Origin of the sequence: Stutzerimonas stutzeri RCH2, assembly GCF_000327065.1 — a bacterium.
Lineage (GTDB): Bacteria > Pseudomonadota > Gammaproteobacteria > Pseudomonadales > Pseudomonadaceae > Stutzerimonas > Stutzerimonas stutzeri_AE.
The window spans coordinates 794,670-810,704 of the sequence record NC_019936.1 but is presented as its reverse complement, the minus strand read 5'-3'; the positions used below and the strand labels follow the sequence as shown (position 1 = coordinate 810,704).

13 protein-coding genes are annotated in these 16,035 nt (G+C 65.8%); 8 read left to right on the top strand and 5 right to left on the bottom strand.

Translation table 11 applies throughout. From position 1 onward, the window contains the following. Positions 1 to 6 precede the first annotated feature (6 nt). Both cueR and PSEST_RS03605 read left to right on the top strand, forming a co-directional pair. Positions 7 to 450 carry a Cu(I)-responsive transcriptional regulator gene (cueR, locus tag PSEST_RS03610; RefSeq protein ID WP_015275678.1) on the top strand — a complete coding sequence of 148 codons (444 nt, stop codon included), beginning with the start codon at positions 7 to 9 and terminating at the stop codon, positions 448 to 450. Between the two features lie 189 nt (positions 451 to 639). Beyond that, on the top strand, positions 640 to 2,562 hold the full coding sequence (locus PSEST_RS03605; RefSeq protein ID WP_015275677.1) for a methyl-accepting chemotaxis protein: 1,923 nt from the start codon (positions 640 to 642) through the stop codon (positions 2,560 to 2,562). A gap of 49 nt (positions 2,563 to 2,611) precedes the next feature. On the opposite strand, the gene bfr is transcribed toward PSEST_RS03605, so the two are convergent. After that, positions 2,612 to 3,079, bottom strand: a complete 468-nt coding sequence (bfr, locus tag PSEST_RS03600; RefSeq protein ID WP_015275676.1) for a bacterioferritin — start codon at positions 3,077 to 3,079, stop codon at positions 2,612 to 2,614. Positions 3,080 to 3,327: 248 nt separating this feature from the next. On the opposite strand from bfr, the gene PSEST_RS03595 reads away from it, so the two are divergent. From PSEST_RS03595 to PSEST_RS03585, 3 genes are read left to right on the top strand one after another with little or no spacing between them, the layout of a single operon-like run. Further along, positions 3,328 to 4,407, top strand: a complete 1,080-nt coding sequence (locus PSEST_RS03595; RefSeq protein ID WP_015275675.1) for an efflux RND transporter periplasmic adaptor subunit — start codon at positions 3,328 to 3,330, stop codon at positions 4,405 to 4,407. Positions 4,408 to 4,411: 4 nt separating this feature from the next. Then, positions 4,412 to 7,456: an efflux RND transporter permease subunit gene (locus PSEST_RS03590; protein ID WP_015275674.1), complete on the top strand. Its 3,045-nt coding sequence runs from the start codon at positions 4,412 to 4,414 to the stop codon at positions 7,454 to 7,456. After that, complete coding sequence (locus PSEST_RS03585; protein WP_015275673.1) at positions 7,453 to 8,925, top strand: efflux transporter outer membrane subunit; 1,473 nt, start codon at positions 7,453 to 7,455, stop codon at positions 8,923 to 8,925. Before PSEST_RS03590 ends, PSEST_RS03585 begins: the two co-directional genes overlap by 4 nt. Positions 8,926 to 9,079: 154 nt before the next feature. On the opposite strand, the gene PSEST_RS03580 is transcribed toward PSEST_RS03585, so the two are convergent. Next, positions 9,080 to 9,970, bottom strand: coding sequence for a PA4780 family RIO1-like protein kinase (locus PSEST_RS03580; RefSeq protein ID WP_015275672.1), 891 nt, complete (start codon positions 9,968 to 9,970; stop codon positions 9,080 to 9,082). Between the two features lie 157 nt (positions 9,971 to 10,127). Here PSEST_RS03580 and ada point away from each other — a divergent pair, with 157 nt between their 5' ends. Genes ada through PSEST_RS03565 form a run of 3 tightly spaced genes read left to right on the top strand, consistent with a single transcriptional unit; the run spans position 10,128 to position 12,299 of the window. Next, positions 10,128 to 11,168, top strand: a complete 1,041-nt coding sequence (gene ada, locus PSEST_RS03575; RefSeq protein WP_015275671.1) for a bifunctional DNA-binding transcriptional regulator/O6-methylguanine-DNA methyltransferase Ada — start codon at positions 10,128 to 10,130, stop codon at positions 11,166 to 11,168. Between the two features lie 52 nt (positions 11,169 to 11,220). Then, a complete protein-coding gene (locus PSEST_RS03570) occupies positions 11,221 to 11,463 on the top strand; it encodes a hypothetical protein (protein WP_015275670.1) in 243 nt (80 codons plus the stop codon). A 50-nt stretch (positions 11,464 to 11,513) separates the two neighbouring features. After that, entirely contained in the window at positions 11,514 to 12,299 is a 786-nt protein-coding gene (locus PSEST_RS03565; protein ID WP_015275669.1) for a TatD family hydrolase, read from the top strand. A gap of 12 nt (positions 12,300 to 12,311) precedes the next feature. Here PSEST_RS03565 and PSEST_RS03560 read toward each other — a convergent pair whose 3' ends face one another. The 3 genes from PSEST_RS03560 to ampD form a co-directional block, all read right to left on the bottom strand. Next, positions 12,312 to 14,342: a methyl-accepting chemotaxis protein gene (locus PSEST_RS03560; protein WP_015275668.1), complete on the bottom strand. Its 2,031-nt coding sequence runs from the start codon at positions 14,340 to 14,342 to the stop codon at positions 12,312 to 12,314. 262 nt (positions 14,343 to 14,604) lie between these two features. Next, positions 14,605 to 15,441 (bottom strand): regulatory signaling modulator protein AmpE, encoded by an 837-nt coding sequence (ampE, locus tag PSEST_RS03555; protein ID WP_015275667.1) that lies wholly within the window; start codon positions 15,439 to 15,441, stop codon positions 14,605 to 14,607. 16 nt (positions 15,442 to 15,457) lie between these two features. Further along, positions 15,458 to 16,009 (bottom strand): 1,6-anhydro-N-acetylmuramyl-L-alanine amidase AmpD, encoded by a 552-nt coding sequence (gene ampD, locus PSEST_RS03550; protein WP_015275666.1) that lies wholly within the window; start codon positions 16,007 to 16,009, stop codon positions 15,458 to 15,460. Positions 16,010 to 16,035 lie beyond the last annotated feature (26 nt).

Here is a 16,035-nt window from a genome sequence, read left to right as displayed (position 1 = left end):
CACGCCATGAACATTGGTCAGGCAGCCAAGCACAGTGGCCTCACGGCGAAGATGATCCGCTACTACGAATCCATCGGCCTGCTCACGCCGGCCGGGCGTGGCGCCAATGGCTATCGCCACTACAACGAGCGCGACCTGCATCAGCTGGCCTTCATCCGCCGCGCCCGTGACCTGGGTTTCTCGCTGGAGGAGGTCGGCAAGCTGCTGGCGCTGTGGCAGGACCGTCAGCGCGCCAGCGCCGACGTGAAAGCCCTGGCCGGCTCGCACATCGACGAGCTGAACCGCAAGATCGCCGAGCTGGTCGGCCTGCGCGACACCCTGCAGGAGCTGGTCGACCACTGCCAGGGCGATGATCGCCCGGACTGCCCGATCCTGCAGGGCATCGAAAGCGGCTGCTGCAGCGCCCCGTCATCTCGCCCCGCCGCAATCCAATCGCCTCGCAAAGGCTGACGCGGGCCGCCCTCTCCAAGCCCCATAACATCCCCTGCTCCAGCGTGCCGGACATCCGTGACCAGCACGCTGCGACCACTCCTCGCTTTACATTCAAGTTCGTATGCTCGCGGCCGACAGAGGGGCCGAAGACACCCGCGGGCTGCCAATGCGCCCGTTCGGATCGAACTATTGATTAGATGGACTGCCATGAATAACTGGTTTGCAAACATCGGCGTCAGCAGGAAGCTCGCACTGGGCTTCGGCGTCGTCCTGGCCCTCACCCTCATCCTCGCCTGGAACGGCTGGGGCAGCCTTGGCAGCGTCATCCAGCGCAGCGGCTGGATGACCGAAATCTCGCTGCTGAACAAGACCCTCACCGACCTGCGCATCGCCCGCCTGCAATTCATGCTGGCCAATGGCGACGCCGAGTCCACCGAGCGTCTGGACAAGAACCTCGGCATCTACCTGGCGCAGCAGACCCAGCTGCTCAACACGTTCAAGAACCCGATCAACGTCGCCCAGCTCAAGGAGCAGGCCGGCTACAATGCGCAGTACCAGAATTCGCTGAACGACATGCGCAAGGCCTACGCCCAGGCCAACGGCGCGCGCACCACCATCGATGGCGCCGCCACTCGCCTGGGCGAACTGACCGCCGGCGTCACCAATCATGTGCTGCAGCTGCCGGACTATGAAGAAGATCGCTTCGCGCAGCTCCTGGCGATCAGCCAGATCAAGGAAGACGTGCAGCGCGCGCAATACCTGCTGCGCGTCTATATGGCAGCACCGGCCAACGATGCCGTTAAAGCCATCTACACCCAGCTTGATACCGCGCAGGCCACTCTGGGCCGACACGCCGGAGCTCTCGACGCCAACAGCGGCGCAGCGCTGCAGCAGATCCGCACGGTACTCGACGAGTACCGCAGCGCCATCCAGGCGTTGGAGACAGCCACGCAGGCAATCGCCAAGGCACGTCAGGAGATGACCGATCAGCAGAAGGAGATCGTCCGAATCAGCGATTCGCTGTACCAGTTCCAGCTCGACCGCCTTGATGTGGAAAGCAGCGACGCGCGCAGCCGCCTGATCGTCAGCACGCTGCTGGCGCTGGTGCTCGGCGTGCTGGCCGCCTGGCTGATCACCCGTCAGATCATCCTGCCGCTGCGTACCACCATGGCCGACGTCGAGCGCATCGCTTCCGGCGACCTCAGCGAAACCGCGCAGATCCAGCGTCGCGACGAGCTCGGCGTGTTGCAGCGTGGCATCCAGCAGATGGGCTCGACCCTGCGCGAGCTGATCGGTGGCATCCGCGATGGTGTCAGCCAGATCAGCGCGGCTGCCGAGGAACTGTCGGCCGTGACCCAGCAGACCAGTGCCGGCGTGAACAGCCAGAAGGAGGAAACCGACCAGGTGGCCACGGCCATGCATGAGATGTCGGCGACCGTTCAGGAAGTGGCGCGCAATGCCGAGCAGGCAGCCCTGGCCGCCACCGAGGCGGACAGCGAAGCCCGCGAAGGCGATCGCGTGGTGACCGAAGTGGTCACCCAGATCGAACGCATGGCCAGCGCCGTGGTGCGTTCCACCGAGGCGATGACCGCACTGCAGGAAGAAAGCGACAAGATCGGCAGCGTGATGAATGTGATTCGGGCGGTGGCCGAGCAGACCAACCTGCTGGCGCTCAACGCCGCCATCGAGGCCGCCCGTGCAGGCGAGGCCGGGCGCGGATTCGCCGTGGTCGCCGACGAGGTGCGCGGCCTGGCGCAGCGCACGCAGAAGTCCACCGAGGAAATCGAAGGGTTGGTTGCCGCACTGCAGAACGGTACGCAGCAGGTCGCTTCGATCATGCATACCAGTCGCGACCTCACCGACAGCGGCGTCGAGCTGGCGCGCCGTGCTGGCGCTTCGCTCGGCAGCATTACCCGCACCGTGTCGAACATCCAGGCGATGAACCAGCAGATCGCCGCGGCTGCCGAGGAACAAAGCGCAGTGGCCGAGGAAATCAGCCGTAGCGTGGTGAACGTGCGCGACGTGTCGGAACAGACCGCCGCTGCCAGCGAGGAGACGGCCGCATCGAGCACCGAGCTTGCCCGTCTGGGTGGTCAGCTGCAGATGATGGTGAGCCGCTTCCGGCTCTGACGGAACGCAAACGCCCGGCGAGACAGGCTATGTCTCGCCGGGCGAAGGCTCAGCTGGCCTGGGATTGCAGGTAGTTCTGCAGGCCGATGCGGTCGATCAGGCCGAGCTGCTGTTCAAGCCAATAGGCGTGGTCTTCCTCGGTATCGTGCAGCTGCAGCGCCAGCATGTCGCGGGTCGGGTAGTCGCCATGCTGCTCGGCCAGCGCGATGCCCTGGGCCAGCGCAGCGCGCACCTTGTACTCCAGCGCGAGATCGCTGCGCAGCATGTCCGGCACGGTATGCCCCGGATGGATCGGCTCCGGCGTCATGTCCGGAGTGCCTTCGAGAAAGAGGATGCGCTGCAATAGTGCATCGGCGTGCTGCGTCTCCTCCTCCATCTCGTGATTGATGCGCTCGTAGAGCTTGCTGAAGCCCCAGTCGGCGTACATCCGCGAGTGCAGGAAATACTGGTCGCGCGCCGCCAGTTCCCCGCGCAGCAGCTCCTTCAGATAGTCGATTACCGGTGCCTGGCCTTGCATTGCGTATTCCCCATGACTGATGCGTCTTCTACTGCGGGCAAGCATCCCCGCTGAGTCTGTGCCGGTCAAGCGCTGCGCAGCCACTAGGCGCGCCCCTTCAAGTGTGGCAGAGCCTGGGCAGAAAGCGACCGCATGGTCACGTCATTGGCAACACTGTGCCGGCGAACTCCTGCGACGGCGCGGGGCTCTATTGTCAGTCCCAGCGCATACCCACCAACGCCTTCAATGCCGATCAGCCAGGAGCCCCGATGACGTCGACGCCAGCATTTCCAGTGTCCAAGGCCTGGTTGACGATCATCGCCTGTGCGCTGCCGCTGCTCGGCGGCTGTTCCTCGGAAGCCGAGCCGGCGCCCGAGCCGCCACGGGTGGCGCTGGTCGAGCCCTTGCGTCCAGCCGAGTCCAAGGCCGAAGCCCTGCGTTTCTCTGGTGTGGTGCAGAGCGTGACCTCCACGCAGTTGTCCTTCGAAGTGTCCGGGCGCATCGAGCGCATCCTGATCGACGAAGGTACGCGCGTGCGCCGTGGACAAACGCTGGCCCAGCTGGACCGCACCGACTACCGCCTGCAGCTGCGCGAAGCCGAGGCGCGCCTGCGTCAGCTGGAAGCAGACCTGGCACGCAAGCGCACCCTGCTCGCCGAAGGCATCCTCGCCCCGGCCGCCATCGAAGCGCTGCAGGCCAACACCGTGGCCGCCCGCGTGGCCCGCGACAGCGCCCAGCGCAATATCGATCACAGCACCCTGACGGCACCGTTCGATGGCGTGGTTGCGCGACGGCTGGCCGAGCCGGACATGGTGGTCGCGGTCGGCACGCCGGTATTCGAGATGCAGGACAACCGCCATATCGAGGTCAGCGTCGACCTGCCGGAAAGCGCAGCGCTGAGCATTCCCCTCGGGCCCGAGCTGCAAGCCGAGGCTGAACTGGTGATCGCCGACCTGCGTCTGCCGCTGCGCTACAAGGAACACAGCACCCAGCCGCGCGAAGGCGCGCGCACCTATCGGCTGGTGCTGCAAGGCGAACCGCCGGAGGATTTCAACCTGCTGCCCGGCATGGCCATGCGTGTCAGGCTGGAGCGCCCCGCACAGCCAGAGACCGACAATGACGGCTTCCGCCTGCCGCTGTCGGCACTGCAGACCGGCAGCGACGGCAAACACTTCATCTGGCAGGCCGCCGACGGCCGCGCGCGGCGGCTGGCGGTAGAGCTGCAGCAGGTCGAAGGCGATCAGGCACTGATCCGTGGCGACGCCCTGCAGGCGCAGCTGCCGATCATCGTCGCCGGCGGCAGCAAGCTGCACGACGATCAACCGATCGAAGCGCGGGAGCGGAACTGAGCCGATGGATTTCGCCCGTTACTCCATCACGCGCCCGGTCAACATCTGGATTCTGGTACTGATCTGTCTGTTCGGCGGCATCCTCGCCTTTTTCGAGATCGGCCGCCTGGAAGACCCGGAATTCACCATCAAGCAGGCCATCGTCAACGTGCAGTACCCCGGCGCCACGGCGCTGGAGGTCGAACAGCAGGTGACCGAGCCGCTGGAAAGCGCCATCCAGCAGATGTCGCAGATCAAGGAGATCCGCTCGCGCTCGATGCCGGGCATCGCCGAGATCCGCGTGGAGATGCAGGACCGCTACGCCGGTGATGCGCTGCCGCAGATCTGGGACGAGCTGCGCAACAAGATCAACGATGCCCAGGGCGACCTGCCGCCGGGCATCGAGCCGCCGCAGGTCAACGATGATTTCGGCGACGTCTACGGCATCTTCTACGCGCTCACTGGCGACGGCCTGACCCTCAAGGAGCTGCACGAAACGGCCAAGGACCTGCGCCGCGCGCTGCTCACCGCCGACGGCGTCGGCAAGGTGGAGATCGCCGGCGTGCAGGAGGAGCGCATCCTGGTGGAGGTCGACCAGGCGCAGCTGGCCGCACTCGGTGTTGCTCCCGACGAGATCGCCGCGGCGCTGGCCGATACCGATGCCGCCGTCGATGCCGGCGGGGTGAATGCCGGTGAATTCTTCGTGCGCCTGCGCCCGAGTGGCGCTTTCGATTCGCTGGAAGAACTGCGAGCGCTGCCGGTCGGCCAAGGACCGCAGCGGGTCGAACTGGGCGCGATCGCCAGGCTCTCGCGGGAATATGCCGAGCGGCCGCAGCAGATCATCCGTCACAACGGCCAGCAGGCGCTGACGCTCGGTATCAGCGGGGTTTCCGGGGCGAATATCGTCGAGGTCGGGCATAGCGTCGAAGCGGTGCTGCAGGCCAACGAACACCGCATGCCGCTGGGCGCCGACCTGCATCCGCTGTATGAACAGCACCAGATCGTCGACGAGTCGGTGAACAGTTTCGCGCTCAACGTGTTCCTCTCGGTAGCCATCGTGGTCGGCGTGCTGTGCATTGCCATGGGCCTGCGTGCCGGCTTCATCATCGGCGCGGTGCTGTTCCTCACCGTGCTCGGCACGCTGCTGGTGATGTGGCTGGTGGGCATCGAGCTGGAGCGGATTTCCCTCGGCGCGCTGATCATCGCCATGGGCATGCTGGTGGACAACGCGGTAGTGGTCTGCGATGGCATGCTGGTGCGCCAGCGCCAGGGCAAGAGCATTCTCGAGGCATCGCAACAAACGCTGCGGCAGACGCAATGGCCGCTGCTCGGCGCGACCATCATCGGCATCCTCGCTTTCGCCGGTATCGGCCTGTCCCAGGACACCACCGGCGAACTCCTCTTCTCGCTGTTCTTCGTCATCGCCGTGTCACTACTGCTCAGCTGGTTGCTGGCGCTGCTGCTGGTACCGCTGTTCGGCCATTACCTGCTGCGCAATGCCGACACCGACGAGGACCCCGACGCCGCCTACAACGGCCCCTGGTACAACCGCTATCGGCGCCTGGCCGGCGGCGTGCTGCATCGGCCCTGGCTGACCATCGGCGTGCTGCTGGTGCTGACAGTGGTCAGCGCAGTGATCTTCACCCGGCTGCCGCAGAGCTTCTTTCCGCCATCAAGCACGCCGCTGTTCTACGTCAACCTGTTCCTGCCGCAGGGCACGCATATCCGCGATACCGCACGCACCGCGAGCGACGTCGAGGAATATCTGGCAGAGATGGAGGGCGTCAGCGGCGTGTCCAGCTTCATCGGCGCCGGTGCCTCGCGCTTCATGCTGACCTACATGCCGGAGCAGCCGAATTCATCGCTGATGCACTTTCTCGTGCGCACCGAGGATGCCGAGCTGATCGACCGCCTGGTCCGGCAGATCAACCAGGAGTTGCCGCAGCGCTACCCCTCGGCCGATGTCACGGCCGCGCAGTTCATGTTCGGCCCCAACGCCGAGGCCAAGCTGGAGGCGCGCATCAGCGGTCCGGATATCGAGGTGCTGCGAGCCATCTCCGCCGAAGGCCGCAAGCGACTGCAGGATGAGGGCAAGGTATTCAACGTGCGCGACGACTGGCGCCAGCCGGTGCTGGTGCTGCGCCCGCAACTGGCCCTGGATCGCCTTGCCGACGCCGGTCTGACCCGCCAGGCGGTGGCGCGCGCGCTGGCCGCCGGCAGCGAGGGCCAGCGGGTCAGTCTGCTGCGCGAGCGCGACGAGCTGATCCCGGTGCTGCTGCGCGCTGCGCCTGAAGACCGCGTCAGCAGCGACGACCTGCTGCAACGATTGATCTGGAGTCCGGCGGGCAACGGCTACGTGCCGCTGGCGCAGGTCGCTGATGGCATCGAGCCAACCAGCGAGGACAGCATCATCGTGCGCTACGACCGCGAGCGCACCATCTCCATTCGCGCCGAACCGCGGGATGGCGAGAACACCAACGAGGCACACCAGCGCATTCGCCCGCTGATCGAGGGCATCGAGCTGCCAGTCAACTACAGCCTCAAGTGGGGCGGCGATTACGAACAGTCTTCCGACGCCCAGCAGGCGCTGGCCAGCACGCTCGCGGTGCCCTACCTGGCGATGGTGCTGGTCACCGTGCTGCTGTTCGCCAGGGTGCGCCAGCCGCTGATGATCTGGCTGGTGGTACCCATGGCGATCTGCGGGGTGAGTTTCGGCCTGCTGCTCACCGGACAGGCATTCGGCTTCATGGCGCTGCTCGGCCTGCTCAGCCTCACCGGCATGCTGATCAAGAACGCCGTGGTGCTGGTGGACGAGATCGACCGGCAGATCGACGACGAAGTACCGCGCCTGACCGCCATCATCGAAGCCTCGGCGTCGCGCCTGCGACCGGTGATGATGGCCGCCGGCACCACCGTACTGGGCATGGTGCCGCTGCTGTTCGACCCGTTCTTCGCCAACATGGCGGTGACCATCATGGGCGGCCTGGGCTTCGCCACGTTGCTGACGCTGCTAGCGGTGCCGTGCCTGTACCTGCTGTTCATGAAAGTGCGCCCGGAGGAAACCGCATGACTGCCAAGGCCCTGGCCGCCCCGCTGCTGCTCGCCCTGGCCCTGAGTGCCTGCTCCAGCGCACCGCAGCATACCGATCCGCAACTGCCGGAAGGCTGGTTCAGTGCCGCCGGTGCGCACCCGGCCGATGCCGAAACGCTGGCCGTCTGGTGGCGCCAGTTCGATGACCCGCAGCTCAGCGCGCTGGTCAGCCGCGCCATGCAGCAGAACCACGATGTACGCCTGGCCATGGCGCGCGTCACCGCAGCGCGAGCCCAGCTGCGCCAGTCGCGCGCCGGCCTGCTGCCGAGCTTCGATCTGCCCGGTTCGGCCAGCCGCCAGTGGAACGAGAACGATCAGGAAGCCGAACCCGACAGCCCGCTGGCCGACTTGATCCCCGACGACGACGTGATCAGCTTCGATACCTGGGAGCTGGCGCTGCAAGCAACCTGGGAGCTGGACCTGTTCGGCGCCACCCGCGCGCGGCGTGACAGCGCGGCCCGGCAGCTGCGTTCGGCCGAGGCGCAGACGGTAGCGGCGCGGCTGGCCGTGGCCTCGAATACCGCCCAGGGCTATCTGCAGCTGCGCGCATTGCAGGGCCAGCGCGCCTTGCTGGTCGAAGGCATCGAAGTGGCGCGCGAACTGGAGCGCATAGCCGGGCTGCTGTTTCACGCCGGCGAAGTGACACGGCTGGACGTCGAGGCCACCTCCGCCGAGCGCGCGTCGCTGGAAGCCGATCTGGACGAGCTGGATATCCATCTGGCCGAAGCGCAGCTGGCACTGGACACCCTGCTCGCCGAACCACCTGGCAGCACTGCCGCCCGCCTCGCCGCCAGCGCGCCGGTGCCACTGGCCGAACAGCACATCGCCCCCGGCCAGCCCATCGACCTGCTGCGCCGCCGCCCGGACCTGATCGCAGAAGCCGCGCGGCTGGACGCCGCCGAGCTGCAATCGCTGGCCGCCCGCCGCGACCTGTTCCCCAAGCTGGCGGTACAGGCCGCAGTAGGGCGCTCCGGCTTCGCCCTGGGCGATGCCATCTCCAGCGCCTCGAACTTCGCCCGGGTCGGTGCCACCTTCGGCCTGCCGCTGCTGGACTATCCACGCCGCGGTGCCGCCATCGACCTGGCCGATGCCGAGGGCGAGACCGCCTACGTCGCCTTCGAACAGGCCCTGGCCCGCGCCCTCGAGGAAGTCGAGCGCGGCCTGACGAGGATGGCTGGTCAGCAGCGCAGGCACGTGTCGCTCAGCCGTACCCGCGAACACCGCGAACGCGCGCACCGCCTGGCGCAGCGCAGCTACGAGCTGGGGGAAGCGAACCTGAGTGAAGTGCTGGATGCCCAACGCGGCGCGCTGCAGGCCAGGCGACAAGCGCTGGAAGGCAGGGCCGCGCTGGCGACCGCGCAGGTGGCGCTGTATGTGGCGCTGGGAGGTGGGTGGCAGCCTGAGAGCGCAGATGCCGCGGCTGGGCCTGCAGAGAAATCGACACACTGAACAGCTCAAACAGCCGAAGCCCTGGGGCCTCTAGCCAAGCCGATTGCCGAGCCGCTTGATGGTCGGTCGCGCCCGCCACGGCGAAACCATACGCTCAAGCAACTCGACAACAAGGCAGAACCAGCGATCTCCGACTCTTGCTAGAGGCTGCCGATCAACCTCTCATCCACGGCGGCTCCGGCGGCTCATCCTTCGGCGCATCATCCGCCCCGCGCAAGGCCTCACGGCGCTCCTGCTCGGCCAGCGTGGCCTTGATCTCCCGCATTACCGCATCGATATCCGCGGCATCTTCCGGCTCGGCAAACTCACCGGTCAGCTCGGTCTCGGTAGTCAGCTTGCCCTGCTCGTACAGCGCCCACATCTCCTTGGCGTAACGGGTGAACTTGAGTTCCGGGGCAAACCGTCCGAAGTAGGCCGACATGTTGCCGACATCGCGCTCGAGCATTTCGAACGCATGGTTGTTGCCGGCCGCATCCACCGCCTGCGGCAGGTCGATGATCACCGGGCCGTGTTCGTCGAGCAGCACGTTGAATTCCGATAGGTCACCATGCACCAGCCCTGCGCAGAGCATCTTGACCACTTCGTGGATCATGAATGCATGGAACTCGCGGGCATCGTCCGGGTGCAGGTCGACGTCATTGAGTCGCGGTGCGGCATCGCCATCCTCGCCGGCGATCATTTCCATCAGCAGCACGCCGTCGAGAAAGTCGTAGGGCTTGGGCACCCGCACGCCGGCATCGGCAAGGCGAAACAGCGCCGCGACCTCAGCGTTCTGCCAGTTGTCTTCCTTCTCCTTGCGCCCGTGCTTGGAGCCCTTGGCCATCGCGCGCGCATCGCGACTACTGCGCACCTTGCGGCCTTCCTGGTATTTCACGGCCTGGCGGAAACTGCGCTTGTTGGCTTCCTTGTAGACCTTGGCGCAGCGCAGCTCGTCGCCGCAGCGCACCACATATACCGCTGCTTCCTTTCCGCTCATCAGCGGTCGCAGCACCTCGTCGATCAGGCCATCCTCGATCAGCGGTTCGAGTCGTTTAGGCGTTTTCATCAGCTGCTTGCAGGTCCTTCTCGGTGAGGGCGATGCTGCAGGTTACGGCAATCGTCAGCCGGCTTCCATTGCCCCCATCTACTTTGAAAGCATGCTTTGGATTGGCGCACGGCCTGCACAGGTCCGACAATCGCAGCATCAACCAGGGAGTCGCGCCATGCTCGACCAGGACCGCTGCTGGCAAGCGTTATGCGAACGCGATGCTGCCTTCGATGGGCGCTTCGTGTTCGCCGTGCGCTCGACCGGCATTTTTTGTCGCCCCAGCTGCCCGGCACGCCGGCCGGCACGCGAGCGGGTGGTGTTCTACACGGACACCGAGAAGGCCAAAGCCGACGGATTTCGCCCGTGCCGCCGCTGCTCGCCCTGCGGTCCCAGCCCGAGCGAGCAGCTCGATGCCTTGGTGGTCGCCGCCTGTCGCCTGCTCGATGAAACCGATGCGCCGCTGCCGCTGCAGCAGCTGGCGACGCGTATCGGCTTGTCGCCGGCCTACCTGTCGCGTGCTTTCAAGGCCCGTACCGGCATGACACCACATGCCTGGGCTGCGGCGCGGCGCCGCGAGCGCTTGAATGCTCGCTTGCCACAAGCCGATTCGGTACTCGATGCCGCCCTCGCCGCCGGCTATTCGGGCACCCGCGCGCCCTATGCCGAAGCGCAGGCGCTGACCCCGTCCCAGCGCCGCCGCAAGGGCGCAGGCGAAATCCTGCGCTACGCCCTGGCACCCTGCCCGCTCGGCCTGCTGCTGGTCGCCAGCAGCGACAAAGGTATCTGCGCCCTGCTGTTCGGCGACGACGAAGCAGCGCTGGAAGACGAACTGCGCACACGCTTTGCCGCCGCGCAGCTGCAGCGCGATCAGGCTGGCCTGGGTGAGTGGCTGCAGGCAATCATCGCTCAACTGCAAGAGCCACAACGTGCCGCCCAGCTACCGCTCGATCTGCGCGGTACGGCCTTCCAGCAACGGGTCTGGCAGGCACTGCAGCAGATACCGGCTGGCGAGACGCGCCGTTACGGCGAACTGGCCGCAAGCCTCGGCAGCCACGCCCGTGCGGTGGCGCGCGCCTGTGCCAGCAACCCGGTCGGATTGCTGGTGCCCTGTCACCGCGTGGTCGGCAGCCAGCAGGCGTTGACCGGCTACCGCTGGGGCCTGCAGCGCAAGGCGGCGCTGCTCGAACGTGAAGCACAGGACGAGCCGGGAGCCTGAGCGGTTTTCGGCGGTCGGATGTATCAGTACCGCCCACCGCAGGAAGCCCGCCATGACCGATCTGAAACGTTACCGCATCCACTACCGCCTCAACGGCGAGCCCGCATCGCTGCTGATCAGCTCGTTCGAAGTGCCCGGTCTCGAGCAGGCCGAGCTGGAAATTCTGCTGCATCACGTGCGCGAGCCGCGCGCCGCCGTCGATGCTCCCTGGGAAAATCCGATCCGCCCCAGCGAGGCCAGCCGACTCACCGAACTGGGCGTTAGCGACATCCAGATCGAAGAGGAAAGACACTGAAGGCCATGTAGCATTACCGCCCGCCCACCGCCGACCACTGGAGTCCGCTCGTGCAGTTGATCGACACCCACACCCACCTCGACTTCGAGATGTTCGATGACGACCGGGCGCAGGTCATTGCTCGCAGCCAGGACGCCGGAGTCGAGCGCATCGTGGTGCTCGGTGTACATGAAGCCAATTGGCAACGGGTCTGGCAGCTGGCCTGCGATCAGCCGAATATCTATGCCGCGCTGGGCCTGCACCCGGTGTTCATCGAAGAGCATCGCGACGAGCATCTGCACCAGTTGCGCGACTGGCTGGAGCGCCTGCACGGCGATTCCAAGCTCTGTGCCATCGGCGAGATCGGTCTGGACTACTACGTGGAAGACCCGAACGTGGAGCGGCAGCACGAACTGCTCGATGCGCAGCTGGCGCTGGCCGCGGACTTCGCCTTGCCAGTGCTGCTGCACGTACGACGTGCGCATGCACCGATGATCGCCGCGCTCAAACGGCACAGATTGGCATGCGCAGGTGTCGTCCACGCATTCAGTGGCAGCTGGGAGGAGGCTCGGGAGTACCTGCGCCTGGGATTCAAGCTCGGTCTTGGTGGCGCCGGTACCTGGCCACAGGCGCAGCGCATGCAGCGGGTACTGAAACAGCTGCCGCTGGAAGCCATCGTGCTGGAAACCGACTCCCCGGACATCCCGCCGGCCGGTTATGCCGGCGAGCGCAACAGTCCGGAACTGCTGCCGGAGATCTGCCGGATGCTGGCCGATCTGAAAGGCGTCAGCGCCGAAGAGCTGGCCGCCGCCAGCTATCGCAACAGCTGCGAGCTGTTCGGCTGGCCACGGCCCTGAGCGGCGCTGCGCTCAGACGCGGAACGCGCTGATCAGCTGCTGCAGACGCCCGACCAGCTGCGACAGCTCGCGACTCGCCTGCTCGGTATGCCCGGCACCCTCGGCGGTACGCTGGCCGGCCTCGTTGATGGCGACGATGTTGCGATCGATATCGTGCGCCACGGCCGTCTGCTGTTCGGCCGCTGCCGCGATCTGCTGGTTCTGATCGACGATCAGCCCCACCGCGCCGAGGATGTTCTCCAGCGCCTGCTCCACCTGCCCGGATTGCCCCACCGTATCTTCGGCAAGCGCATGGCTGGCGTGCATGGTTTTGACCGCCGCGCCGACGCCATTCTGCAGCCGCGCGATCATCTGCTCGATCTCCGCCGTCGATTTCTGCGTCCGCTGCGCCAACCCGCGCACCTCGTCGGCCACCACCGCAAACCCGCGCCCCTGCTCACCGGCACGCGCAGCCTCGATGGCGGCGTTGAGCGCCAGCAGGTTGGTCTGCTCGGCGATGGTCTTGATCACGTCGAGCACCTGGCTGATCGCCTTGCTGTCGCCGGCCAGCTGATTGATCACCTGCACCGACTGCTCGATCTCACTGGCCAGGCGCTGAATGCCACCGACCTGCGCCACCACCAGCGCCCGTCCACTGACGGTTTCCTCGTTAACGCTCTGCGCACTGCCCACAGCCGCCTCGGCACTGCTGGCAACCTCCTGGGCCGTGGCGGACATCTCGTTCATCGCCGTTGCGACCTGCTCGATCTGGCCGCGCTGCTCGGACACGGTCTGATTGCTTTCGCCAGAGACGCTTTCGACCCGCTGCGCCTGCCGGTCGACCTCGGCGACCGTCTGGCCGACCCGCTCGATCAGCTCGCGGACCTGCGCCACGGTGGTATTGAACACCTGCCCCAACTCGCCGAGCTCGTCGCGGCTCTGCACCTGATAGCGCGCGGTCATATCGCCGGCGGCAACCTTGTCCATGATCTTGCCCAGGCTGCGCAGCGAGGCGCGGGTCGAGGCATAGAAGCCGGCGTACAGATAGGCGACCAGAACGAGCACGATGGCCACTGCCGAGATCAGCAGGGTCATCAGCAGACGCTTCTGTTCCAGCCGCTCGGCCAGCTCCACCTCGAGGAAACCGAGAATGGCATCGTTGAGCTGGTAGGTCTTCGCCATCTCGGCACTGATGCGCTCGTAGAACTGCTCCCACGGCCGATCCAGCGCATCGGCCATGATCACCTCGTCCTGCAGGATGTCGCTGCTCGCCTGCAGGGATTCGCGGCTGGCGGTGGCGAAGGATTCGAGCTTACGCCGCGCGGCGGCGCTTGCACCCAGGGCGTCCTGCAGCTGCGCGGCGTACTGTGCCTGCTGCTTTTCCAGCTCCAGCACGAGGTTGTCCAGCGTGTTGCTGGCATCCGAATTCAGGTAGCCCTGGCCGAAGGTGTAGGAGCCCACCGCGCGGCCTTCGCCGAGCGTTGCACTGATGGCTGGGGTTACCGTGGTGAGCAGCTCGGCAAGCAGGCGCACCTCGCGTTCGAGGTCCTGGCTGAGGCCCGATTGTCCGGCGACCAGTTTGATCATCACCTGCGACTGCCCCAGCAGCGTTTCCGCCATGGCCGCCTTGGACTGCAGCGACTGCTCGGCCTGGGCGGCGTTCAGCCCCGCCACCAGCTCATCGCGGCGGGCATTGAACTCGGCGACCTGTTCTGGCGCATCGCCAACCGGCGCAAGGGCCTGCAGCTGCGCCGCCAGCTCACCTTCGACACGGTTCAGACGGGTCTGCAGAGCCTCGACATTGCCGGTCTGGCCGATGATCGACTCGATTCGCACGAGATCCTTCCAGTCCTCCATGCTGCGCCGCACCTGCAGGGTCGAACCGAGCAGCTCCAGGCTCTGCAATTCCGTGCGGGTACCGACGAATGCCCGGTACGAATCACGCACCAGGTAATAGTTGCTCAGCAACATGGGAACGAAGAACAGGACGCTGACCAGGCTGAACTTCATGCCGAAGCTCAGGCGGTTCATGAATGCGATCGCGGGATACAACAGACTATTCACACGACGTCTCCCAATTTTATTGGTATGGGCTTGCACGCAATTGCAGCGCGCAGCAGGGCTCGTCAGAGAGTGGCATCTGCCCGGGTTATACGGGATATCGGTAGGTGCTTTTGTAACTTAAGGTAATAGCCAAATGATGGCCACCCGACAGGCGGTAGCCGCCACAGGCGCAGCCGCTCTGGCTCGCTGGCTGCAGCCTGTCGGGGCGCGAACAGCCATCCAGCAGTTTGATGGACGGCCATTCACTTGAGCCTGCTCCGGGTCAGGCGAGGATGGTCAGAACCGCGATCACTGCGTACCAGAACACTCGGGTACGTACCAGCAGGGCGGCGATCCCATCGAGCCGGGCAATGCCCGCCTCGCCATCGATCGACGGTGAGAGATCGGCGGCCAGGGGGCCTGCATCGGCCAGCAGCCGCCGCGCAGGTACGTCCCAGCTCAGCAGTTCGTCGAGCAACGCTCGATTGACCGCGACGAAATTGCCGACCAGGGCAAAGCTGCCTAGCAGTACGCGCACCGGCAGCCAGTCGAAGGCATGGCGCAACTGCTCCGCACGCTCGCGCAAGCCCTCCAGCGAAGCATGTTCGGCGCACAGCGCCAGCAGCCGATAGGCCAGCGCCGCCATCGGGCCCAGCAGCAGGTACCAGAAGATAACGGCGAAAAAGCCCTCATAGCTCTTCCACAACAGCCGCGTCTGCACCGCTTGCAGCAGGCTGGGCGGATCCTGTTCTTGCAAGCCGACATCACGTTCGGCGGCCAGTGCCGCAGCCTCCTGGTCGCCACGTCGCCAGGCGTCGCGGAAGGCGCCAAGTTCGGACTTGGCATGGCCACGACCGAGGCTGTAGAGCAGGACCAGCAGATGCAGCGGCAGGCTCAGCCAGCCATACGCCAACGGCTCCAGCGCCGCCAGCAACAGCCCTAACAGCAGCACGGGCAGCAGCACCAGTAGGAGCAGCGCGAGCCAGGGCGCACGCTGCAAGCGCTGATTGCCCTCCGCCTGGCGCAGTCGCGCCAGCCACGGCCCATCGTGTTGAACACGCAGACGCCAATCGGAAAACTTGTCCACCAGCAGCACGAGCAGGATTACCAGAAAACTCATCGCTCTTTTCCTTTCGTCAGCAGGTAATGAAAGCCGCGCGCAACCGCTGCCAGTCGAACGCCGGGCCGGGATCGGTCTTGCGGCCCGGGGCAATATCGCTGTGGCCACACACCCGTTCGGGCGTGATGGCGGGATAGGTGCTTTGCAGCAATCGGCAGAGCTCGATCAAGGCGCGGTATTGCGCGTCACTGAAGGGCTCGAGGTCCGTACCTTCCAGCTCGATACCGATGGAGAAATCGTTGCAGCCCTCGCGTCCGTCGAAACAGGACACACCGGCATGCCAGGCACGATCCAGACAGGAGACGAACTGGGTGACCGCGCCATCACGTTCGATGAGGAAATGCGCCGAGACCTGCAGCCCGGCGATCTCCTCGAAGAAGGGATGCTCGCAACGCTGCAGTGCATTCTGAAAGAACTGCTGGACCTTGCCAGTGCCGAACTGGCCCGGCGGCAGGCTGATGTTGTGAATTACCAGCAGAGATATTTCGCCGGCCGGACGCTGGTTGAAATTCGGTGACGGGCAGTGGCGGACGCCCTGACACCAGCCGGTGGCGCAATCCAGATGCATCGTGAAGGTCCATGCTGACGGCAGGC

Bases quoted from the DNA above. Each gene is read 5' to 3' on its own strand.
- cueR (WP_015275678.1), top strand. From the start codon at position 7: ATGAACATTGGTCAGGCAGCCAAGCACAGTGGCCTCACGGCGAAGATG.
- PSEST_RS03605 (WP_015275677.1), top strand. From the start codon at position 640: ATGAATAACTGGTTTGCAAACATCGGCGTCAGCAGGAAGCTCGCACTG.
- bfr (WP_015275676.1), bottom strand. From the start codon at position 3,079: ATGCAAGGCCAGGCACCGGTAATCGACTATCTGAAGGAGCTGCTGCGC.
- PSEST_RS03595 (WP_015275675.1), top strand. From the start codon at position 3,328: ATGACGTCGACGCCAGCATTTCCAGTGTCCAAGGCCTGGTTGACGATC.
- PSEST_RS03590 (WP_015275674.1), top strand. From the start codon at position 4,412: ATGGATTTCGCCCGTTACTCCATCACGCGCCCGGTCAACATCTGGATT.
- PSEST_RS03585 (WP_015275673.1), top strand. From the start codon at position 7,453: ATGACTGCCAAGGCCCTGGCCGCCCCGCTGCTGCTCGCCCTGGCCCTG.
- PSEST_RS03580 (WP_015275672.1), bottom strand. From the start codon at position 9,970: ATGAAAACGCCTAAACGACTCGAACCGCTGATCGAGGATGGCCTGATC.
- ada (WP_015275671.1), top strand. From the start codon at position 10,128: ATGCTCGACCAGGACCGCTGCTGGCAAGCGTTATGCGAACGCGATGCT.
- PSEST_RS03570 (WP_015275670.1), top strand. From the start codon at position 11,221: ATGACCGATCTGAAACGTTACCGCATCCACTACCGCCTCAACGGCGAG.
- ampE (WP_015275667.1), bottom strand. From the start codon at position 15,441: ATGAGTTTTCTGGTAATCCTGCTCGTGCTGCTGGTGGACAAGTTTTCC.
- ampD (WP_015275666.1), bottom strand. From the start codon at position 16,009: ATGCATCTGGATTGCGCCACCGGCTGGTGTCAGGGCGTCCGCCACTGC.